Origin of the sequence: Massilia terrae (assembly GCF_024753145.1) — a bacterium.
Taxonomy (GTDB): domain Bacteria; phylum Pseudomonadota; class Gammaproteobacteria; order Burkholderiales; family Burkholderiaceae_D; genus Telluria; species Telluria terrae.
The window spans coordinates 587,677-609,465 of sequence record NZ_JANUGU010000001.1 but is presented as its reverse complement, the minus strand read 5'-3'; the positions used below and the strand labels follow the sequence as shown (position 1 = coordinate 609,465).

Here is a 21,789-nt window from a genome sequence, read left to right as displayed (position 1 = left end):
GAACGTCGTTGTCCCGGAGGCGGGAACCCATTTTGCAAGCGCAATCGCTCTATCGAACGCAGCGGCTACGCATGAGAAATGAGATCCCCGCTTTCGCGAGGACGACGTTCTTTCTTCGTGACACTGGGGCGATTCTTCAGAATTTCGCTTCCAGATTCACCCCGGTCCGGATTGCCCCCGGCATGACGTGCGCCTGCCGCGATATGCCGGAAGCGTCAGCGTACAAGCGTTCATACCAACTGCCTGGCGTACCAAGGATATTCGCGACCGACACGCGCAACTGATAACGCGGGTCCAGCTTCCACAACGCGTATGCATCCAGGTCGCGGCGGGTCAATTGGCGCTGGCTTTGTGCTTCCGACACCTGCACCCAGCTCCCCTTCTGGAACACGAGCGTCGCGCCAAGACCGAAATCCCCGCTCTTGTAATCGAGGCCGACATTGGCCGACAGCGGCATCTGTGCGTCCAGCCGGTTATTCGGCCCCGGCACGGTCGACACCTCCGACCAGTTGCGGCTCGCGCTCGCGCGCATGTCGACGCCGGTCGCGGACGGAATAAGCGACTTGAGCGGCATTTTCACTTCGGCTTCGAGCGTATGCACCAGCGCGTCGCCGTCGTTGAGCGGCTGGTTCAGCCAGCGTCCATTTGGATCCACGACCAGCGCGGTGCGGATGTAGTCGGTTATCGCACGGCGCGTCACGCTGATGGCGACCATGCCGCCCTGTTCCCAGAACTGTTCATAGCCCGCGTCGATGCCGGTGGCCAGCTCCGGCTTCAGGTTCGGATTGCCGCTCGAATCCGGGCTGAATCGGGTATTCAAGGTCGCTTCGTAGCGGCGTGAGGTCAGCTGGTCCAGAGTCGGCGCCTTGTAAGTGCGCGTGAGCGCGAGGCGCAGCTGGCGTCCACTTTTGTCCGGGAATTTATAGAGGAATTGCGCCACCGGGCTCAATACATGATTGCGCGAGCTGATGCCGCCATCGGCATTGGTGCCGCTGCTTTCCGTCTGCACGCCTTCCCAGCGCGCGCCGACATAGGCCGAGATATTCTGGCGGAGGTTCCATTCGTCCTGGATGAATGCGGCGAAACGATCGATCCGCGGCTCGAAACGCTCGATTGTTTCCGTCACCGGCGCCGCGTCCGTTTGCTCGTGGCGGTCGCGCGCCTGGTCGTCTTTCTGCCTGCTGGCGTCAAAGCCGGTGGCGAGCGAATGATCGTCAAATAGCGAACGCGTGAATTTTCCGCGCATCGACGCGCGGCTGGCGAGGGTGGTCGTATCCCAATTGCGCTCCAGGCGCGATGCGCGCGCGGCCGTGTACATCACGTTGTCCGAATCGCTGGTAAAGCGGCTGCGTTCGGCCGACATCGTCAGGTCCAGTTTGCCGCCGCCGATTTTCGAGACGTAATTCACATCGCCCTTGAGCACACGCTGTTTGGCCGGCGTACCGCCCTGCCCCTCGGCATAGTCGGGCCGGGGCCAGGCGCCGAATTGGGCAGTGTGCACCCACCGGTACGCAGATTCGTTGCTGCTCGCCTGCGCAGATCCGTTCAAATTCAATTCGTCGCCGTTATCGAATTTGTAGAGCACACGCGGAAGCAAGACCATGCCTTTCCAGGCGCCGCCGCCATTATTGGCCGTCTCGCGCGACTGGCTAATCTGGCCCGAAGGAAGATAGAACTCCTCGTCGCTATGGCTGGCATAGTCGTTAGTGCCGCGCCAGGCGGCGGCGTTCAAAAAATAAGACAGCTGGTCCACCTTATTGGCCCAGGTGCCGTTCACCGACGTATTGCGGTTTTGCGAGGAATGGTTGTAACTGAGCCGCACATCGCGCTGCGGCTTTGCCACCACCTTGCGCAGGATGATATTGATGGTGCCTGCAATCGCCTGCATCGAATATTCGGCGCTGGCGGAGCGGATGATTTCGATGCGCTCGATCTGGTCGGGCGTCAGCGCGTCCAGCGAGAAACCGGGCGGCGGACGGTCGCCGTTGACCAGGATTTGCGTGTAGCCGGCGCCAAGGCCGCGCATGCGCAGCACATTGCCGGTCACCGTCACGCCGGGCGCACGTTTCAGCACGTCGAAAACGTTATCGTCGCCGTATTTGGTGATCTCGTCGCGGTTCAGCACCGTTTTGCTGGCCGTATCGTCGCGGCGCGGATCGTAATGCGCGGCCGAGCCCTTGACTTCGATGGTCTGGATCTGCGCGGTGCTGGTGTCTTTGGTCTTGTCCGCCGGCTTGGCCGCTTTCACGGAAGCGGGCGCCGTCTGGGCCAACACAAGGGACGGGAAAATCAGGAGCGCGGCGGCGCCACATCGGAAGGGCTGGGAAAACATCTCTTGAACCTGAACTGGGTGAGATGCTGAGCTTAAATGATTGTTGCGTTCAGGACAATTATTGATTGTGCCAGGCTCGAACGCTAACGGGCCTATAATCAGCTCCGGTTCCAATCCACTGCGAGGTTACGATGAAAAACAGATTCATTGCCCTGTTCATTGCCCTGTCGCTGGGCAGCGCCGGCGCCGCCAACGCCGGCTGCGTAAAAGGCGCCATTGTCGGCGGAGTCGCCGGCCACGTGGCCAAACACCACGCGCTGGCCGGTGCGGCTGTCGGCTGCGTGGTCGGCCATCACATGTCCAAGAAAAAGCAGCGCGAGCAGGAAGCGCAGCAAAAGGCCCAGCAACAACAACAGCAGCAGGCGGATGCCAACGCCAAGCAGGTGCCGCCGTCGAAATAAGTCGTCTGAAAGCTACCCCGTCGTCCCGGCGCAGGCCGGGACGACGTTTTTTAGGATAAGGGTTAGGGGAACGAACGCTCAGGCGTTTATTCGCTCAGGGCGCGGGTAGCAGCGCGCGCACCTCGTCCGGCAACGGCACGGACTTCTCGGCCGCGAAATTCACCCACACGACTTTCGCGCCACCTTCGGCATGCAGTGCGCCTGCCTGTCCATCCGCCCCGACCAGCCGGATCTCGTGCGTGACTTCAAAGCTGGAACGCCCCGGCGACCCGACAAAGGTCGTCACTTCGATTTCGCCCGGATATTTGAGCTGCTTGATGAAACTGCAGTGGGCGTTGACGATCACCGGGCCTTCGGCGGTGGGATTGGGCGCACCTCCCGCTTCTTCCAGCCAGGCGATGCGCGCCGACTCGATATAGCGGAAATACACCGTATTGTTCACATGGCCCATCATGTCCATGTCGCCCCAGCGGATCGGCATCCGCATGACGTGCACCTGCTGTCGCTTGCTCATTATTGCGCGGTCATCCCGTCGTCGGCCGTGATGATGGCGCCGTTGATGAAATGCGTTTCCTCCGCGGCGAGCAGCAGCAGCAGCCCGTCCAGGTCTTCCGGCCGGCCCGGCCGTTTGCGCGGCAGGATATCGAGCAGCTTCTTGCCGTTTTCGGTGCCGAAGTATTCTTCATTCAGCTCGGTCGAAATGAAGCCGGGGCAGATGGCGTTGACGTTGATGCCGTACTTGCCCCATTCGACGGCCATCGCCTTGGTCATCTGGACCACGCCTGCCTTGCTCATGCAGTAGACGCCGATCTGCGGCAGCACGCGCAGTCCCGCGACGGAGGCGATGTTGACGATGCGGTGCTGCTTCTTGGGGTCGCCCTTGGCGCGCGCGATCATGCGCTTGGCCACCTGCTGCGCCACGAAGAAGGCGCCGCGCAGATTGGTGTCCATCACGAAGCTGAAGTCTTCCTCGGTGACGTCGAGCAGGCGCTGGGTGGTCGACACGCCGGAGTTGTTGACGAGGATGTCGATCGGCCCGGCCTCGGTCTCCGCGTGCGCGACCGCCGCCTTGATGCTGGCGAGATCGGTTACGTCCAGCCCCACCACGTGCGCCGCGCCGCCATCGGCCTCGATCTCGGCGCGCAGCTCCTTGAGCCGCTCGGTGTGCGGCGAGGCCAGCACCACCTGGGCGCCGGCGCCCGCCAGCGCCTTGGCGAAACGCGCGCCCAGGGCGCTGGATGCGCCCGTAATCATTGCTATCTTGCCTTCGAAATTTACTTCAATGCCCACGTTACGGCTCCCGTTGCTGCTCGGCGATGTTGTTGGAGAAGTCAACATCATTACACATCTTGCCAAGTTTAGAATCCCGCCTCGCATTATCGCCGTAAAATATCGGGCAAAGTTGCATTCGCCACCGAAAAGCCGCACACTCGTGCTTAAATTTTTTTAACCCTACAAGAACATGACTGAGACCTCCAACCTCCTCGAACAATACGGCCCGCGCGAAGCCATGGAATATGACGTGGTGATCGTCGGCGGCGGCCCGGCCGGCCTGTCGGCGGCGATCCGCCTGAAGCAGCTGGCGCAGGAGAAAGGCCAGGAAGTGTCCGTCTGCGTGCTCGAAAAAGGCAGCGAAATCGGCGCGCACATCCTGTCCGGCGCCGTCATGGATCCGCAGGCGATCACCGAACTGTTCCCGAACTGGAAGGAACTCGGCGCGCCGCTCAACACGCCCGTCACCGAAGACCGCGTGCTGTTCCTGACCGAGACCAAGGCTTACCAGACGCCGAATTTCATGGTGCCGAAGTGTTTCGAAAACCACGGCAACTACGTGATCTCGCTCGGCAACGTGGTGCGCTGGCTGGGCCAGCAGGCCGAGGCCCTGGGCGTGGAAATCTTCCCGGGCTTCCCGGCGGCGGAGATCCTGTACAACGAGGACGGCTCGGTCAAGGGCGTCGCCACCGGCAATTTGGGCGTGAACCGCGAAGGCCAGCCAACCGATGCCTTCCAGCTCGGCATGGAGCTGCACGCCAAGTACACGCTGTTCGCGGAAGGCTCGCGCGGGCATCTGGGCAAGCAGCTGATGTCCAAGTACGACCTCAACAAGGGCAAGGATCCGCAGACCTATGGCATCGGCATCAAGGAACTGTGGGAAATTGATCCGGCCAAGCACAAGCCGGGCCTCGTGATCCATACGGCCGGCTGGCCGATGGACAACGCGACCTACGGCGGCTCCTTCCTGTACCACCTGGAGAACAACCAGGTCGCGGTCGGCTTCGTGGTCGGCCTGGCGTACGAGAATCCCTATCTGTCGCCGTACGAGGAATTCCAGCGCTACAAGACGCACCCGGCGATCCGCACCTTCTTCGAGGGCGGCAAGCGCATTTCCTACGGCGCGCGCGCGATCACAGCGGGCGGCCTGCAATCGCTGCCGAAGCTGGTGTTCCCGGGCGGCGCGCTGATCGGCTGCGATGCGGGCTTCCTCAACGTCTCGCGCATCAAGGGCAGCCACGCGGCGATCAAGAGCGGCATGCTGGCGGCCGATTCGGTCTTCGTGGCGCTGGGTGAAGGCCGCCAGGGCGACGAGTTGGCGAGCTATCCGGCAGCCTTCGAGCAATCGTGGCTGCACGAGGAGCTGCACGTGGCGCGCAACTTCAAGCCGTGGATGTCCAAGGGGCTGGTGCTGGGCTCGATCATGACCGGCATCGACCAGATGGTCTTCCGCGGCAAGGCGCCGTGGACGCTGCATCACCAGCATGCGGATCACGAATGCCTGAAGCCGGCGGCGGATTTCAAGCCGATCGTGTATCCGAAGCCGGATGGCAAGCTGACCTTCGACCGGCTGTCGTCGGTGTTCATTTCGAACACCAATCACGCGGAAGACCAGCCGATTCACCTGACGCTCAAGAACAAGGATGTGCCGGTGGAGGTCAACCTGGCCAGGTTCGCGGGGCCGGAGCAGCGCTATTGCCCGGCGGGGGTGTATGAGTTCGTGAAGAACGATGCGGGGCAGGAACGCTTGCAGATCAATGCGCAGAACTGCGTGCATTGCAAGACTTGCGATATCAAGGATCCGACCCAAAACATCGTGTGGGTGACGCCTGAAGGGGGCGGTGGGCCGAATTATCCGAATATGTAAGCGTCGCGGTGACGCTTCGGAAATGGGGTTCTCGCGGAAGCGGGAACCCCATTTTCCTTGATCAGTGTTGCTGGTGCGCCCTGTTGAGGCGCTGCTCGGTATAGCGCTGCACCTGCTCGAAGATCAGGCTCAGAACCCAATAGATGGCAGCCGCCGCAATGTACAAGGGCAGCGGCTGGAACGTCGTCGCAATCACTTCCTTGGTGGCCAGCATCAGCTCGGTCATCGTGATCACCGACACCAGCGAGGTGTCCTTGATCAGGCTGATCAAGGTATTACTCATCGACGGCACCGCGACCCGCAAGGCCTGCGGCAACACCACATAGCGCAGCGCCTGCCCATAGCTCAGGCCAAGCGAAAAACTGGCGCGCCACTGCCCCACGCCGATGCTGTGGATCGCACCGCGCAGGCTTTCAGACAGGTAGGCGCCGGCGTTCAGGGACAGCGCCAGGATGCCGGCGGTCACCGGCGTGAACTCGATGCCGACGCTGGGCAAGCCGTAATAGATCACGAACAATTGCACCAGCAACGGCGTGCCGCGCATGATGCTGACGTACAGCGCCGCTGGCCAGCGCAGCGGCGCCCATGGGGCGATGCGCATCACGGCGATGGGGAATCCCAGCACCAGCCCGCCCAGCATGGCGGCAACGGCAAACAGGAGGGTGTAGCCGGCGCCGGTCAGCATCACCGGCGCCGCTTCGCGCAGCAATTCAATCAGGTCCATCAAACGCCTTTATTCTGCGGGGCGGCTGGCGTCGGTACCGAACCACTTCATCGACAGCTGCTTCAGGCTGCCGTCCGCGCGCGCGTCCTCGATCGCCTTGTCGAGCGCAGCCTTGAATTTGGGATTCCCTTTCTGGAAAGGGATGCCCATGCGCGAAATATCGCCCAGGCGTGCGGCGCCACGCAGCGGCAGATGCGAAGTCTTCACCAGGTAATTGACGATGAGACTGTCCTGCAGCGCCGCGTCGATGCGGCCGAAAGCGAGGTCCTGCAGGGTTTCCGGCGTCGCCGGGTAGCTCTTGATGTCGATGCCGGGCGGCGCAGCCTTGAGCTGCTGCTCGAACACGGTGCCCTGCCCCACGCCGACCTTCTTGCCCTTGAGGTCGGCCAGCGTCTTGTACGTGGTGGTGTCGTTGTTGCGCACGACCAGTTGCGGAATCGAATAGGTGTACGGCACCGAGAAATCGAAGGTGGCCTCGCGCTTGGGCGTGATGCCGACCTGGGCCACGATGACGTCGTACTTGCCCGCCCCCAGGCCGGCCAGGATCGCCGACCACTCGGTGCTGATGAACTCGGGCTTGAGCCCCATGCGCGCGGCCAGCAGGCGCGCCACTTCGACGTCGTAGCCGGTCAGCTGGCCAGTCTTCTTGTCCTTGTAGTTGAACGGCGGATAGGTGCCCTCCATCGCGATCCGAAGCGTGCCGCGCGCCTTGACGGTGTCGAGCAGGTCGGCGGCGTGCGCGGGCACGGCGAAGCCAGCCGCCAGCAACAGGGCGCCGGCCGCCAGTGCGCGGCGGCGGAGAGTGTTCAGGGAGTTCTTTCGCATGGCATCACCGTTACACGAAATGCTGAATGCGTTGTTATAACCGAAAAACGTGATTGTGCGAAAGAAATATTCCGTCAATACAAAGTCTTAGCGCCAGGCCATGCGCGCGCGGGCGCCGAAGTTGTGGCCGGTGACGAGGATCGTGCTTTCGACCAGGCTCGACAAGCCGAGGATCAGCTGCACCAGCCGGTCGGCGGGCAGGATCCATATCTGGCCCTTGGGCTGTTCGGCGCCGGTAGCGGCGATGATTAGCGGGGCCACCCATTCGGCGTCGGGCTCGACGTCGAGGATCACGGCGTCGGCGGCGGTCTGCATGGTGATGGCGCCGCCCACGGCGAGGCTGAAGCGGATGCCGGCGCCGGTTTCCTTCGGGCTGATCAACTCCTGCATCGCCTGGTTGTGCTCTTCGATCCACAATTCGACGTCTTGCGGCGACACCAGCGCATCCCAGGGGCGCGGGCGGAAACGGGGCTTGTCGGTGTCGGGCAGGTTCATGTGGTACGGCAGGAAAACTGGAAGCGCTGTATCGTAAGACATTTCGGCGCCCGCGGCCATCCCGAACTGAGCGGTTGCGCGCGCGGGCCGCCACATGGGAGGGCCCTGTCATGAAATTCCAGCAGACCTACCGGCCGCAGCACGGCGGCTACGTTTCCGAATTCACCAGCTTCATCAACGGCTACCAGCGGCAGCATCCGGACATGGAAAAGGGCCAGCAACAGGGTTGGTACTTGCTGTGGGATAAGCACGTCGATTTCGACGAACTGGAGCGGGAGCAGAAGGCGGACGTGCCGCTGAAGCCGGGCAGCTATTACTACGAGTAGTTTAGAGCATGACGATGCGGGCCTGCACCGTGCCGCCGGCGACCAGCAATTCGCCGACCGAGATCGGCAGGCTGAAACGGCGCGGACCGGCGCTGCCCGGATTGACGTACAGGACGCCGCTGTCCTCGCGCTGCACCGGCTTGTGCGAGTGTCCCGACACCACCACGCGGGCGCCAGCCGCGGCGGGATCGCGCGGCAGCGTCTTCAGGTCGTGGACGACGTAGACCGCCACGCCATCCACCTGCAACAAGGCGGTGTCCGGCAGCGCGCGCGCCCAGTCCGCGCTGTCGTTGTTGCCGCGCACGACGGTGAGCGGCGCCAGCGCGCGCAGGCGGTCGAGGATGTCCGGGCCACCGATGTCGCCGCCGTGGACGATGTGGTCGGCGCCAGCCAGGAAGGCCAGCGCCTCCGGCCGCAGCAGCCCATGGGTGTCCGAAATGAGGCCGATGCGCAAGCTCAGTGCCGCCTGCTGGTCGCCATCTTGGCCGACAGGTAGATCGAGTACAGCGCGGCCACGCCCACCAGCACGAAGATGACGCGCGACAGCGGGCTTTCGGCGCCGAAGATGGTGGAGACCACGTCGATATTGAAAAGCCCGACCATGCCCCAGTTGAGGCCGCCGATGATCAGGAGCACCATCGCGACGTAGTCGACTGCCGACATGACGGAATTGCCCTCGCGTAGTGCTACGCGGCGTTCCGGCAATTGGCGCCGGTCTATGGTGTGTGCGTTCAAAGTTGCCATCACTGTTCTCCTGGAAACGGCGGACCAGCCTTCTGGCCGATCCGGCTTGTGACAGCAAATTTTCGCGCAAGTTCGGCTTGGCGTCAGCCTTTCCAGCTACGATTCAGGCCCGTATCCGTATGAATCCAGCCACCTTTCGCGCCGGAACGATAATAGAAGCCAACGCCGCCCTTGCGGAAACTCTGCACCAGTCCGCCCAGCACTTCCTCGTTCAAGGCGGCAATGCGGATGTCGGCCGCGCGGCCGGACATGTGGAGCGACTGCCGCGCCGCCGGCACGCCCTGTTCGATCAGGCGCTTGTTGGAGGCCGGGGTACGGTAGCCGGACAAGATTTCCAGTGGCTGTTCCAGCCCGTAGCGGGCGATGAAGGCCTGGGTCGCCCACAGGGTTTCCAGCAGCTTGGGGTCGATCGGGATCGTGGCCTTGCCGTTGACGTCGCGCAGGATGTGGCACAACTCCTGGTAAGCCGTGTCGATCACCTCGCCGTCCTTCCAGTACAGCACCTTGGTCTTCTCGTTGCTTTGCGGACGCACCAGGGTCAGGGTGCGCGGCTTGACCCAGAAGTCGAGGTCGAGCATCTGGGCATCGAACAGGTCGGGCGGCGGGGCCAGGCTGGTGGTGCCACTGTCGGCCACCTTGATGGCCGGCGCGGCCGGTTCGCGCCCGGCGGTTTGTTGCGGGACCGCTTTCTGCGCGGCCTGGACCGGATGGGCCCGGGTGCTGGCACTGGCGCACCCGATCAGCGGCGTGGACAGGACACCGAGCGCGGACAGGCGCATGCCCTGCTGGAGAAATTCTCTGCGTGAAGCCATGAGCGTACTCATCAATTCGAGGCGCTTACTATAGCGCAAGGTGAGCACGGAAAAAAGATGACGGCAGGCTATTTACCGCTGCAATTGCAGAAACGCTTGCGCTGGGCGGGATCGGTGCACTTGAGGCTCTTCCACAGCAGGTCACACTCCAGGCCGAAACAGGCCTTTTCCTTGCCGGCATTGGTGTAGCCGTGGCGCTCGAAGAAGGCGCTGCTCGACGGCGGGCTCTGCAGGTGCAGGCGGCCGATGTCCCAGGCGCGCGCTTTCTGCTCCAGCCCGTCCAGCATCGCGCGGCCGATGCCGCTGCGCACGGCATTGGGCAGCACATAGCACAGGGCCACCTTGCCCGCGGCGGTCAGCAGGGCGAGGCCGACCAGTGCGCCGTCGCGCACGGCGACCACGGCATAATTACTGGGCGTGGAAAACCAGGTGGCGACATTCTGCGCGGTCTTGTTGCCGAGCCAAGCGTCGAGGATGCCGGGATTGTCGCCGTGGTCCGGCACGCAGCCCTCGGCGATCGATCGGCGCAACAGATGGCAGGCTGCCTGCGCATCGGTTGGCAATGCTTGTCGAATTTCAATACCCATTGTTCCAAGAAAACAAAAAACGATAAACCGGTCAGGCTTCGGCCGACGCCGCGAACTATACACCTAAGCTCGCAAAGCCGCTCTGAGCCCATGCATATCCAGACATATGCATGCCTGCGCTTTTCTAAGCATATGACAAAACTATTGTTCCGTTTGTGCGCGAATTTACGGAACATGAATTGTTTTCACCGTCCTGATAGCGAGAAGAATATGACCACCACGACCACGTCTTCCCTGCGCCGCTGGCTGCTCGCCGCCGCGCTTGCCAGCGCCCTGCCCCTGTCTGCCAACGCCCGCGACGTCGAGCTGTTAAACGTTTCCTACGACGTCGCGCGTGAATTGTACAAGGACATCAACCCCGCCTTCGTGGCGGAGTACAAGAAGCAGACCGGCGAGACCGTCACCATCAAGCAATCGCACGCGGCATCGAGCAAGCAGGCGCGCGCGGTCGCCGACGGACTGGAAGCCTCGGTGGTAACGATGAACCAGGCCAACGATATCGATTTCCTGGCCGACAAAGGACTGGTCTCGAAGGATTGGGCCAAGAAGTTCCCCGACCACGCGGCCCCGTATTACTCGACCATGGTGTTCCTGGTGCGCAAAGGCAACCCGAAGAACATCCATGACTGGCCGGACCTGGCCAAGCCGGGCGTGCAAGTGGTGATCCCGAATCCCAAGACCGCGGGCAATGGCCGCTACACCTACCTGGCGGCCTGGGGCTCGGTGCTCAAGAAAGGCGGCAGCGAGGCGCAGGCGCGCGAGCTGGTGAAGGGCATCTTCAAAAACGTGCCGATCCTGGACGCCGGCGGCCGCGCCGCCACCACCACCTTCACCCAGCGCCAGATCGGCGATGCGCTGGTTACATTTGAAAACGAAGTGAACCTTGTGCGCGCCGAATTCGGCGGCAACTTCGACGTGGTCTACCCGAAGGTGTCGATCCTGGCCGAGTCGCCGGTGGCCGTGGTCGACAAGGTGGTCGACCGCAAGGGCGTGCGCAAGGAGGCGACGGCCTACCTGAACTTCCTGTACACCCCGGAAGGCCAGGAAATCGGCGCCAAGCACTTCCTGCGCGTGCGCAACCAGGCGGTGATGAAGAAATACGCGGCCAACTACCAGCCGATCACGCTGTTCAGCGTGGACGAGCTGTTCGGCGGCTGGCAAAAAGCCCAGAAAACGCACTTCGATGACGGCGGCGAGTTCGACAAGATCTACCAGTCGAAATAATCGCTGCCGGCACCGCCGGCCGAACAAAGGGCTCCGACGGTTTCGCGGGGCCTTTTTCTTTTGTCCTTTCGGCATAAAAGGGAAAATTTGCTTGTGCGCCATAGACATACGTTACAAATCGGTGGTATCTTCTGAACTGTAGAAGTTTCCCCACAGCCACATAGTTTCCGCTGTCAACCCCGACAGCGATTTGCCCGTTTACCAGACCATGATGAAAAAACTGTTCGCCGCGGCATTGCTGTCGATGACCGCCGCTGCCGCTACCGCGGTGCCGTTCGGCTCGCAATCGGTGCTGGTGGTCGAAGACGACACCGGCAAAGTCCTGCTCGAGAAGAACGCCGACCGTGTCGTGCCGATCGCCTCGCTGACCAAGCTGATGACCGCCATGGTCGTGCTGGACGCGAAGCAGGACATGGACGAGCCAATCGAGATCGAGAAGGCCGACGTCGACACCCTCAAGCACAGTACCTCGCGCGTGCCGGTCGGTGCGACCATCCCCCGCCGCGACGTGTTGCAGCTGGCGCTGATGTCGTCCGACAACCGCGCCGCCGCCTCGCTGGCCCGCACCTACCCGGGCGGCATCGAGGCGTTCAAGACCGCGGTCAAGCACAAGATCATCGCCCTCGGCATGACCAACACCGCGATCGAAGAGCCGACCGGCCTGAATCCGGCCAACCGCTCGACCGCGGAAGACCTGGTCAAGATGGCGACCGCCGCCTCGCGCTACCCGGAGATCACGCGCATCACCACGGATCCGCGCGACCTCATCAGCATCAAGGGCCGCGAAGTCGAGTACCACAACACCAACCGCCTGGTCGGCGCCAAGGGCTGGGATATCGGCCTGTCCAAGACCGGCTACACCCAGGAAGCGGGCCGCTGCCTGATCATGAAGGTCAAGGCCGCCGGCAAGAACGCGACGCTGGTGCTGCTGAACGCGGGCGCTTCGTCGGTGCGCATGCTGGACGCGCTGAACATCCGCCGCTATGTGCTGGGCGACAGCACCACGACCGCGAACGCGGCGCCGCGCGCCAAGGCCGTGTCGACGCGCCATCATGTGCGTCGCGCAAAGAAGCGCCGGCACAACTGATTCGCTGGATCCAATGACAAAGCCCGCGCGATGCGGGCTTTTTTTTCGTCGCTGGTAGTCGTAGCGCCGATTACATGGTTACCGTCATTCCCGCGAACGCGGGAACGACGGTAGAGGTGTAAGGAGGTGCGAAAGGCTATGAGCCCAGCAGCTCACGCAAGCCGCTGGCGCGATGGGTGCGCCGCGCGATCGCCTGGGCCAGCCCTGCTCCCGCCGGCGTGATCAGCGTGAACTCCTCGCTCGCCCGCGTGATGCCGGTGTAGACCAGCTCGCGTGTCACGATGCCGCCACGGTCCTGCGGCAACACCAGCACCGTGTGCCGGAACTCCGAACCCTGCGATTTGTGGACCGTCATCGCATACGCCGTCTCCACGTCACGCAGGCGCGTCGCGAGCACGCTGCGCACCGCATCGCCTTCGAGGAAGTACACGCGCAGCGAACCGGGGCGCTCAGGATCCGGCAGCGTCAGGCCGATGTCGCCATTGAACACCCGCGTGCCGTAATCGTTCCGCGTCACCATCACGGGCCGGCCCACATACCACTCGCCGCCGCGGCGGATCAGGCGCGCCGCTTCCAGCTTCTCCTCGATCGCCGTGTTCAGCCCCGCGACGCCCCAGTCGCCCTCGCGCACCGCGCACAGGATGCGGAAAGCTTCAAAGCGCTGCAGCACCTGCCGCACCCAGTCCTCGTGGATGCCGGCGCCGGGACCGGCCTTGACCAGTTCCAGATAGCCGCGATAGCCCGCCACGCCGAGCGCCACGGCCTGCGCCGGGTGCGCGTTCTCCATCCAGCGCACCGGGCCATCGCCGGCGCGCAGCACACGGTCGGCCGCGTCGGCGTCTCCGGCGTTGACCGCCAGCGCAAGCTGCCCGATCGGCCCTGAGAAGCGCCGGCTGTGGCGCAGCATCACGGTCTGCTGGGCCAGCGGTCCGCCGGCGCCCGAGAACTGTCCGGGGATCGCCTCGCCGCTCGCGGCCTGCGCGTACGCCAGCGTGGCCGCGCTGTAGTTGCCGGCCTGCGCATCGTGGCACAGGTCGCCGAGCACGGCGCCCGCCTCCACCGATGCCAGCTGGTCCTTGTCGCCCAACAGGATCAGCGTGGCCCCTGCCGGCAGCGCGCCGAGCAGCGCGGCCATCATCTCCAGGTGGACCATCGAAGCCTCGTCCACGATCAGCACGTCGACGTCGAGCGGATTGCCCGCGTGGTGGGCAAACGCGCGGCTGTCCGGACGCGCGCCCAGCAGGCTGTGGAGGGTGCGCGCCGCGCCCATGCGGTCCGCCAGCGCGCGCAGCGGCAGCGCATCGCCGACCCGCTGCGCCAGGTCGCCCAGCGCCTTGTCGATCGACTGCTTCAGGCGTGCGGCCGCCTTGCCGGTCGGCGCGGCCAAAGCGATGCGGCGCCGGCCCGCGTCCTCGCCCGCCACCGCCAGCAGCAGGGCCAGCAAGCGCGCCACGGTGTAGGTCTTGCCGGTGCCCGGACCGCCGGTGATGACGGCCACCGAGCCGCGCAGCGCGATCGCGCAAGCCAGCTTTTGCCAGTCCGGCGATTCGGCCGCGCGATGCGAGGCGAACAGCAGGTCGAGCCAGCGCCGCACCTCGGGCGTGTCGACCTCGTGCGTGTCCTGGGCGCGGGCGCGGATCGCATCGGCCACCGCCATCTCGTCGCGCCAGTAGCGGCGCAGGTAGAGGCGGTCGCTGTCCAGCACCAGCGGCTCGCCGTAATCGAATTCGCCGGCCTGGAACACCAGCTCGCAGGCGCCCAGTTCGGCGCGCCATGCCTTGGCGTTTTTCGGCAGCGGGCCTGCCGTGCCGGCCAGCGTCTGCCACTGCCCCTCCGGCCAGCCAAGCAGCTCGCCCGGTCCCGCCGCCAGGTCGGCCAGCGGCAGGCAGCTGTGGCCCTGCCCTTCCATTTCCGACAGTGCCAGCGCGGCCAGCAGCACGGCCGGCGAGGCGGCGCCAAGCGAAGCACAGAAGCGCGCGAACGCGCCGGACAGGCGCCGCAGCTCGCCCGCTTCGGTCAGCCGCGTGACTTCACTCCACAATGCGTCCGTCATGCGGTCTCCGTTCCAAGCAGTTGGTCGAGCCGGTCGAGCAGTTCGATATCCGGCTCCAGCAGGTAGCAGCCGCGCGTGGCGGCGTTGCCGATCCCGCGCAGGAACAGGAAGACCGCGCCGCCCAGCTGGCGCGCCGGATCATAAGCGTCGCCAAGGCGGCTCTTGAGCAGGCGGTGCAGCGCAAGCATGTAGATCGCGCCCTGGATGTCGTAGCGGTGCGCGGCCATCCCGCCCGCCATGGCGCGCCGCGTGTAGGCGGCATCGTTGACGCCCAGCGCATTCGATTTGTAGTCGAGCACCCAGTAGCGCCCCTCGTGCTCGAACACGAGGTCGGCAAAGCCCTTGAGCATGCCGTGCAATTCGCGCTCCGGCAGCACCGCGCGGTCGATCCCGCCCAGCAGTCGCTCGCGGCAGGCGCGGTCGAGTTCACCCACCGCCAGCCGCTCGCTCGGAAACCAGAATTCCATTTCCGGCAGCGGCTGGTCGATGTCGGCCAGCGCGGCGCCCAGCGGCGGCAGCGCCGTGGTGGTCACCACCCGCAGCCACTCCAGCGCATCGTCCTTGCGGTTGGCCCAGCCGGCGCGATCGCAACGCTGGGTGAAACGACTGTCGAAATGCTGGTCGTGGACGATGGCGAAGCCCTCCTGCGCCATCCACTCCAGCTGCTCGTGCAGGAAGTTGCCGGGCACCGAACCGCGCGGGAAGCGGTGCCACGGCAGGTCGTCCACGGTGGACGGCACGGCCACGGCGTCCGGCTCCTCCAGCAGCGTTTCGTCCTGCGCGCGCACCGGCGCCGCGCTGGCCTGGCGTGCGATCGAGGTGAAGGAACCGACGCTCCAGTCGCGCTCGAAGCTGGCATCGTAGACCGGCGTCTCGACCAGTGCCGGACGCTCCTCCACGCGGTCGAGCATGGTGCAGCCTTCCGGCGCATCGAGCGCATGAAGCTCGATGTCGTCGACCTCGCCGCGCAGCTGGCCGAAGCGCTCGCGCAGCTCGGTCACCGCGATCGGGTCGTCGCCGCCGAGCAGGTAGCCCAGCGCCGATTCATGCAGGCGGTTCTGCCCTTTCTTGCGCGCCGCCAGCGAAGCCACGCCCAGCCAGAGGAAATGACTCGCCCGCGTCAGCGCGACGTACAGCAGGCGCACATCTTCCTCCAGTCGCGCGCGGTCGGCCATCAGCAGCGCCTCGTCGGCCAGCGCGAGGTCGAGCTTGCGGGCGCCGTCCGCGCCGACGAATTCGACGAAGCTGCGGCGCGCACCCTCGACCTTGCGCGCGGTGACCGCGAACGGCAGGTACACCAGCGGATATTCGAGGCCCTTGGACTTGTGCACCGTGACCACCTTGACCAGCTCCGCATCGCTCTCCAGGCGCAGCACACGCTCGTCGCCGCCCTCGCCGGCGCCCTTGACCTGTTCGGCGAACCAGCGCACCAGCGCCTGCTCGCCATCCAGTTCGCGGCTGGCTTCCTGCAGCAGCTCGGCCAGGTGCAGCAGGTTGGTCAGGCGCCGTTCGCCGCCCGCTTCGGACAGCAGCCGCGCTGGCAGCTGCAGTTCGTGGACGAAGCGCCGCAGCATCGCGAGCACGCCCTGGCGCTGCCAGGTGATGTGCAGGGCCTTGAGCTGCTCGACCCGCTCTTCCCACGCCGCTTCATCGGCGGCCAGGCGCGCCAGTTCGGGCAGCGGCAGGCGCGCGGTGGACGTCGCGAACGCGGCGCGCGCCAAGCGGCCGTCGAGCGGATTGGAGACCGCGCGCAGCCAGCGCAGCACGTCGCTCGCTTCCTCGCTTTCGACCACCGAATCCTTGTCCGACAAATACACGCTGGCCACCTTGCGCTGCTGGAGCGCGCGCCGGATCGCGCTGGCCTCGTTGCGGTCGCGGACCAGCACCGCGATGTCGGCCGGGACCAGGCGCCGGAACCTGCCCTCCTTGTCGAAGCCGACGCGCGGATCGTTGAGCAGCGTGACGATGTGCTCCGCGCAGTGGTGAGCGAAGAAGTCGCGGTAGGCCTCGGCCTTCATATCCTCACGGTCGAAGCAGCACACGGCCAGCGCCTGGTACGGCCCGTCGACGCCGACCAGTTCTTCCTTGCGCCCCTGCGCCTGCACTTCCTCGAACGGCAGCGGGTTCTCGTGCTCCTTCCTGAAGCGGAATGCGCCCGAGCCGTAGCGCCCTTCGGCATACATGAACAGGCGGTTCACGGCAGCGACGATGCCCTGCGTCGAGCGGTAGTTGGTCCCGAGCTTGTAGTGCCGCCCCTCGGTGGCGCGGCGCGCGGCCAGATAGCTGTGGATGTCGGCGCCGCGGAAGCCGTAGATCGACTGCTTCGGGTCGCCGATCATGAACAGGCCGAGCGCCGGATCGTTGGCGGCGACGCGGTACAGCAGGTTGAAGATACGGTACTGGTCGGGCGAGGTGTCCTGGAATTCGTCGACCAGCGCGACCGGATACTGCGCCACGATCCTTCGCCGCAACGCGTCGCCGTTGGCGCCTTCCAGCGCATCGCGCAGCCGGTGCAGCATGTCGGCGAAACCGAACTGGCGGTTGCGGCGCTTGAGGGCCGCCATCCGCTGCGCGATATGCTGTGCCGCGTGGCGCAAGAGCGCGTGCGACAGCGGCTGCAGCCTGGCCAGCTCGGTGCGCAATCCCTGGGTCTCTTCAAACCACGCGGGGATGTCACTGCGGTAATCCTTGCTGAAGGCGTCGCGGATGCCGCCCGGGGTCAGCCGGCTCCACGCCGTGTCGCTCAGGTCGGGCGCCAGCATGTGGCGGTCATGCGCCCACGCGCGCAGCGCATCGAACCACTTGGCCAGCGAGTCCGGGCGCATCTTGTTTCCGTTGAAGCACTTGGGATTGCGCTCGCGCTGCTGAGCGATCCACTGCTCCATCTGGTTGGCGCGTTCAAGCCAGCCCTGCTTGAGCCGGGCCAGGTCGGCCAGGTGAGCGGCCTGCAGCCGGACCACCAGTGCGGCCAGCGGCTCGTCGACCGGCGTGCCGAATGCCTCCCAGCGTGGCACCAGCTCGCGCACGCCGCGCTTGAGGACCTCGACGTCGGCCCAGCAGCCGAGCACCGCGCCCAGCGCCTCGTCGTCCAGCGGATAGACCTGCTGGCGCCAGTAGTCGTGGGCGGCGTCCTCGAACAGCGCGCGCTCGTCGCCGAGCAGTTCTTCGTCGAACAGGCTGCCGCTGTCGAAGGCGTGCTCGCGCAGCATGCGCTGGCACCAGGCGTCGATGGTGAAGATCGCCGCCTCGTCCATCGTTTCGGCGGCCAGCACCAGCCGGTAAGCAGCCTGCCGGCGTTCGGCCTCGCCCGGATAGGCCGCGGCCAGTTGCTCCAGGTGCGGATCGGACTGCACGTCTTCGCCACGGAAGTACGCAGCCGCATGCACCAGCCGCTCGCGGATGCGGTTGGACAACTCGCGCGTGGCGGCGCGGGTGAAGGTCATCACCAGGATTTCGGACGGCAGCAGCGGGCGTGGATGCGCCGCCTCGCCGCCATGCCCGAGCACCAGGCGCAGGTAGAGCGCGGCGATGGTCCAGGTCTTGCCGGTGCCGGCGCTGGCCTCGATCAGGCGCGAGCCGTGCAGCGGGAAAGTCAGCGGGACGAGGTTCTCGCTCATTCCGTCACCTCCACGTGCACGCGAACCTTGATGTCTTCTTCCATCCAGCGCACCAGCGGGCCGTAGGCAGCAGCAGCCAGCCCGGCCCATTCGCCGCTCGCGGCCAGGGCCGCGAAATCGGGCCACAGGCGCGCCAGGCACTGCTCCTGTTCGACCTCGCCCGGTCGCTCGAACCCGCCTTCGTAGGCGGAACGCGGATCGCCGCCCTGCAGGTAGACCAGCGCCGTCTTGCAGGCCAGCGGCAGCGGCGCGTCCAGGTTGCGGCGCCACAGGGCGATCAATGCGGCCAGCTCCGTCATCGCGCGCGACGGCTCCAGCGGGCGCATCTCGATCACCGCGTCGCGCGCGACCATGAAGCCGGCGACGGGCGTGCCGCAGGCCGCGGCCGCGAGCTGGCGCAGCCACGGGCCGATCAGCTTGTCCCCGCGCGGCGCGCCGCCGCGGTCCAGCACCTTGGACGAAATCTGCATCAACCAGGCCGTATCGAGCACGCCGGTGCGCAGGTGGTCGATCCAGTCGTCCAGCCTGATGCCATCGCATTCCAGTCCCACCGGGAACTTGGGCGCGGGCGCGGGATACCGGGTCACCAGCTCGATCCAGGCGCTGCGCACCGGGACCAGGTCGCGCACCAGGCCGACCTGCCATTGCCGGCCGACGCGGCCAATCGGCAGCAGGCCCTGGCGGCCAAGGCTCGCCGCGCAGGCGGTCAAGGTGGCCGCCACGTCCTCATCGGGCTGCGGATTGCCGGCGTCGTGCAGCAGGCGGTCTTCCAGCGAATAACGCTGCAGGCCGTCCAGCGCAAACGGCTCCTCGTCCTCGCCCACCACGTCTTCTTCGGCGAACGAAACGCCCAGCCGGCGGCGGAAGAAGTGCTTGGCCGGCTGGCGCACGAACTGCGCCAGTTCGGCCAGTGTGAGGCTGTAGTCCTGCTCGATTTCGTAAGGCGCCAGCGGCTGCTCTGCCTCCCCTGCTTCAGCCGCGTGGGCGGCGCGCCACTCGCCGGCGTAGGTCGGCAGGCCGCCGCTTTCGAAATACACGCGGCTGAAGGGCTGCAGCGCATGCACAGTGGTGAGCGCATCGATATCCAGCTTCCAGCCCGCGACCAGGTAATCGCGCAGCTGCGACACCAGCACCGAGGCCGGCTGCTCGCTGTTGTCGCGCACATTGCGGCCGACCCAGCTCACGTACAGCTTGTCGCGCGCGGCCAGCAGTGCCTCCAGCATCAGGTAGCGGTCGTCGTCGCGGCGCGAACGGTCGCCCGGACGGTGCATGCCGGCCTGCGCCAGCAGGTCGAAGTCGGCCTGTTGCGCACGGCGCGGGAAGTCGCCGTCGTTCATGCCGAGCAGGCAGACAACGCGGAACGGCACCGCGCGCATCGGCATCAGCGTGCAGAAGGTCACGCCGCCGGACACGAACTGGTGGTTCAGGGTCGGCTCGTCGACCTGGCCGAGCCAGGCTTCGCGCAGCACCGCCAGCGGCACCGCTTCGTCGAAGCCGGCGTTCTCGCACAGCTCGATCCAGTCGCGCAGCGCCTTGTCGAGGTTGGCCAGCATCAGGCGATCGGTCTCGTCGTGGGCCTTGAAGAACGCGGCCATCAGCTCGCGCGCCAGCTGGCCCCACTCGGCCGGGCGATGCGGCTGCGCCAGCGTGATGCGCCAGGCCAGCAGCGATTCGACCAGCTGCGCCAGCGATCCGGCCAGCTCGGCATCGAGGCCGCCGACTTCGGGATAGGGCTCGATGTCGCCGAAGCTGGCGCCGGCGCCGCTGGCGTAGCCGAGCAGCATGCGGCGCACGCCGAACATCCAGGCGTTCTGCTCGCCGGCCGCGCCCAGTCCCAGGCCGTCGCGGTGTTCGCGGTCCAGGCCCCAGCGCACGCCGGCGCCGTCGATCCAGCGGCCCACGGTCGGCAGGTCGTCCTGTGCCAGCCCGAAGCGCGCGGCCAGCGCCGGCACATCGAGCAGGTCGCGCACCTCGCTCTGGCGGCAGCGCTGCTGCGGCAGGCGCAGCAGCCATTCCAGCGCGACCAGCAGCGGATTGACGCTGCGGTCCTTGACGTCGCCGATCTCGAAGGGGATGTAGCGCGGATCGCTGCGCTTGTGCTGGTCGAACACGGCGTGGATGGCGGCGGTGAACACGTCGATGTCGGGCACCATCACCACCACGTCGCGCGGACGCAGCGTGGGATCTTGCGCGAACATCGCCAGCAGCTGGTCGTGCAGCACCTCGACCTCGCGCTGGACGCTGTGCGCGACCTGGAATTCGATCGAGCGGTCGTCCGGCGCCGGCGGCGCCAGGGGATGCTCGGTGAGCGGCAGCAGGTCGCGCACCGCGCCCTGCACCTGCGACAGCAGCGTGCCGCTCTCGCCATCGGAGAACAAGTCGACCCGCAGCTTGCCGAAGCGCTCGCTGTCCTGCTGGTCGAATTCGTCGAGCATGCGCACGAAATCGCGGCCCTGCCGTCCCCAGCTCGCCAGCAGCGGATGGCTGTGCGCGTGCAGTTCCTCGACCGGGACGTGCGCCAGGTTGCGCCCGCCGCGCAGCTGCTGCCGCCGGTGCGCGGCCTTGAGCAGTTCGCGGCCCTCGATGATGTCGCCCCAATAGAACTGGCAGGGATTGGGCACGGCCAGCAGCACCTGCGTATAGCGCGACAGCGCGGCCACCGCCTGCAAGGTCTGGTACGGCAGCGCCGACATGCCGAACAGGACGACGCGGCGCGGCAGGCGGCCCGCAGGCTCGGCGCCGGCCAGGCTGGCGGCGACGAAGCGTTCGTGGATGGTGGCGCGGCCGGTGCCGCGCAGCGCCGGCTCCAGGCTGTCGTGGACGGCGCGCCAGAGCTGCGCCTGCCACAGCTGGTCCGGCGGCAGCGGCACGGGATCGACGCCGGGGCGGCGCAGCTGGTCGCGGCCGGCCTCCCAGTCGGCCAGCCAGTCGGCGCGGTAGACCTGGTACTGGTCGAACAGGTCGGCCAGGCGTTCGGCCAACTGCAGCCGGCGTTCCGGGTCGCCATCGCCGAGGAAGTGGGCGAGTGGCGCGAACACCTGCTGCGCCTGCAGCGCGGGCAACAGGCGCATCAGGCGCCAGGTGAGCGGGCCTTTGTCGAAAGGGGAAATCCTGGGCACCTGCTCCTGCCCCAGCAAGCCGCGATAGGCTTGCCACAGGAAGCGCGCGGGCAGCGCCACCTGGGTCGCGGCGCACACGCCCAGATGGCCGGCAAGCGCGATCTTGAGCCATTCCGCCACGCCGTTCGACTGCACCAGGATGGTCTCCGTTTCAAGCGGGCCGAGCGGATGGCTGCGCAGCCAGTCGAACACGGCTTCGCGCAACAGTTCCATCTGGTTCCCGTGCAAAATCAGCAAGCCGGGAGTGAGGGGTTGGGGCATGGGCGTATGGTTGGGCAGCTTGGGGGCACAGGATACTATCTTC

General features: G+C 65.9%; 18 protein-coding genes. 5 read left to right on the top strand and 13 right to left on the bottom strand.

Annotation, left to right across the window (positions count from 1 at the left end; translation table 11 throughout):
- Positions 1 to 136 precede the first annotated feature (136 nt).
- On the bottom strand, positions 137 to 2,446 hold the full coding sequence (locus NX778_RS02810; RefSeq protein ID WP_258810157.1) for a TonB-dependent receptor plug domain-containing protein: 2,310 nt from the start codon (positions 2,444 to 2,446) through the stop codon (positions 137 to 139).
- A 17-nt stretch (positions 2,447 to 2,463) separates the two neighbouring features.
- Between NX778_RS02810 and NX778_RS02805 the strand changes: the two genes are divergently transcribed.
- Positions 2,464 to 2,733, top strand: coding sequence for a hypothetical protein (locus tag NX778_RS02805; protein WP_258810156.1), 270 nt, complete (start codon positions 2,464 to 2,466; stop codon positions 2,731 to 2,733).
- A 94-nt stretch (positions 2,734 to 2,827) separates the two neighbouring features.
- Here NX778_RS02805 and NX778_RS02800 read toward each other — a convergent pair whose 3' ends face one another.
- The gene (locus tag NX778_RS02800) at positions 2,828 to 3,247 is read right to left on the bottom strand and encodes an acyl-CoA thioesterase (RefSeq protein WP_258810155.1); all 420 of its coding nucleotides are present in this window, start codon (positions 3,245 to 3,247) and stop codon (positions 2,828 to 2,830) included.
- The gene (locus NX778_RS02795; protein ID WP_258810154.1) at positions 3,247 to 4,023 is read right to left on the bottom strand and encodes an SDR family oxidoreductase; all 777 of its coding nucleotides are present in this window, start codon (positions 4,021 to 4,023) and stop codon (positions 3,247 to 3,249) included. The genes NX778_RS02800 and NX778_RS02795 overlap by 1 nt, the downstream gene beginning before the upstream one ends.
- A gap of 172 nt (positions 4,024 to 4,195) precedes the next feature.
- On the opposite strand from NX778_RS02795, the gene NX778_RS02790 reads away from it, so the two are divergent.
- Positions 4,196 to 5,872 carry an electron transfer flavoprotein-ubiquinone oxidoreductase gene (locus NX778_RS02790; protein WP_258810153.1) on the top strand — a complete coding sequence of 559 codons (1,677 nt, stop codon included), beginning with the start codon at positions 4,196 to 4,198 and terminating at the stop codon, positions 5,870 to 5,872.
- Positions 5,873 to 5,933: 61 nt separating this feature from the next.
- Here the strand turns inward: NX778_RS02790 and NX778_RS02785 are convergent, their stop codons facing one another.
- The 3 genes from NX778_RS02785 to NX778_RS02775 all read right to left on the bottom strand — a co-directional run bounded on the left by NX778_RS02785 (position 5,934) and on the right by NX778_RS02775 (position 7,958).
- A complete protein-coding gene (locus NX778_RS02785) occupies positions 5,934 to 6,596 on the bottom strand; it encodes an amino acid ABC transporter permease (protein WP_258810152.1) in 663 nt (220 codons plus the stop codon).
- 9 nt (positions 6,597 to 6,605) lie between these two features.
- Positions 6,606 to 7,421 carry a cystine ABC transporter substrate-binding protein gene (locus tag NX778_RS02780; protein WP_258810151.1) on the bottom strand — a complete coding sequence of 272 codons (816 nt, stop codon included), beginning with the start codon at positions 7,419 to 7,421 and terminating at the stop codon, positions 6,606 to 6,608.
- Positions 7,422 to 7,508: 87 nt separating this feature from the next.
- Entirely contained in the window at positions 7,509 to 7,958 is a 450-nt protein-coding gene (locus tag NX778_RS02775) for a hypothetical protein (RefSeq protein WP_307727895.1), read from the bottom strand.
- 68 nt (positions 7,959 to 8,026) lie between these two features.
- Here NX778_RS02775 and NX778_RS02770 point away from each other — a divergent pair, with 68 nt between their 5' ends.
- Positions 8,027 to 8,242, top strand: coding sequence for a DUF3460 family protein (locus NX778_RS02770; RefSeq protein WP_258810150.1), 216 nt, complete (start codon positions 8,027 to 8,029; stop codon positions 8,240 to 8,242).
- 1 nt (position 8,243) lies between these two features.
- Here the strand turns inward: NX778_RS02770 and NX778_RS02765 are convergent, their stop codons facing one another.
- From NX778_RS02765 to NX778_RS02750, 4 genes are all read right to left on the bottom strand, one after another.
- Positions 8,244 to 8,696: a metallophosphoesterase family protein gene (locus NX778_RS02765; RefSeq protein WP_258810149.1), complete on the bottom strand. Its 453-nt coding sequence runs from the start codon at positions 8,694 to 8,696 to the stop codon at positions 8,244 to 8,246.
- A 2-nt stretch (positions 8,697 to 8,698) separates the two neighbouring features.
- Positions 8,699 to 8,986 (bottom strand): DUF378 domain-containing protein, encoded by a 288-nt coding sequence (locus NX778_RS02760; RefSeq protein WP_258810148.1) that lies wholly within the window; start codon positions 8,984 to 8,986, stop codon positions 8,699 to 8,701.
- A gap of 83 nt (positions 8,987 to 9,069) precedes the next feature.
- Complete coding sequence (locus NX778_RS02755) at positions 9,070 to 9,798, bottom strand: YcbK family protein (RefSeq protein ID WP_258810147.1); 729 nt, start codon at positions 9,796 to 9,798, stop codon at positions 9,070 to 9,072.
- A gap of 68 nt (positions 9,799 to 9,866) precedes the next feature.
- Positions 9,867 to 10,328, bottom strand: a complete 462-nt coding sequence (locus tag NX778_RS02750) for a GNAT family N-acetyltransferase (RefSeq protein ID WP_258810146.1) — start codon at positions 10,326 to 10,328, stop codon at positions 9,867 to 9,869.
- A gap of 267 nt (positions 10,329 to 10,595) precedes the next feature.
- Here NX778_RS02750 and NX778_RS02745 point away from each other — a divergent pair, with 267 nt between their 5' ends.
- Complete coding sequence (locus NX778_RS02745) at positions 10,596 to 11,609, top strand: sulfate ABC transporter substrate-binding protein (protein WP_258810145.1); 1,014 nt, start codon at positions 10,596 to 10,598, stop codon at positions 11,607 to 11,609.
- 208 nt (positions 11,610 to 11,817) lie between these two features.
- Positions 11,818 to 12,696: a serine hydrolase gene (locus tag NX778_RS02740; RefSeq protein WP_258810144.1), complete on the top strand. Its 879-nt coding sequence runs from the start codon at positions 11,818 to 11,820 to the stop codon at positions 12,694 to 12,696.
- A gap of 136 nt (positions 12,697 to 12,832) precedes the next feature.
- On the opposite strand, the gene recD is transcribed toward NX778_RS02740, so the two are convergent.
- The 3 genes from recD to recC are packed head-to-tail and all read right to left on the bottom strand — an operon-like array spanning position 12,833 to position 21,746.
- A complete protein-coding gene (gene recD / locus NX778_RS02735; RefSeq protein WP_258810143.1) occupies positions 12,833 to 14,749 on the bottom strand; it encodes an exodeoxyribonuclease V subunit alpha in 1,917 nt (638 codons plus the stop codon).
- The gene (gene recB / locus NX778_RS02730) at positions 14,746 to 18,366 is read right to left on the bottom strand and encodes an exodeoxyribonuclease V subunit beta (protein WP_258810142.1); all 3,621 of its coding nucleotides are present in this window, start codon (positions 18,364 to 18,366) and stop codon (positions 14,746 to 14,748) included. Before recB ends, recD begins: the two co-directional genes overlap by 4 nt.
- Positions 18,363 to 21,746, bottom strand: a complete 3,384-nt coding sequence (recC, locus tag NX778_RS02725) for an exodeoxyribonuclease V subunit gamma (RefSeq protein WP_258810141.1) — start codon at positions 21,744 to 21,746, stop codon at positions 18,363 to 18,365. The genes recB and recC overlap by 4 nt, the downstream gene beginning before the upstream one ends.
- Positions 21,747 to 21,789: the final 43 nt, after the last annotated feature.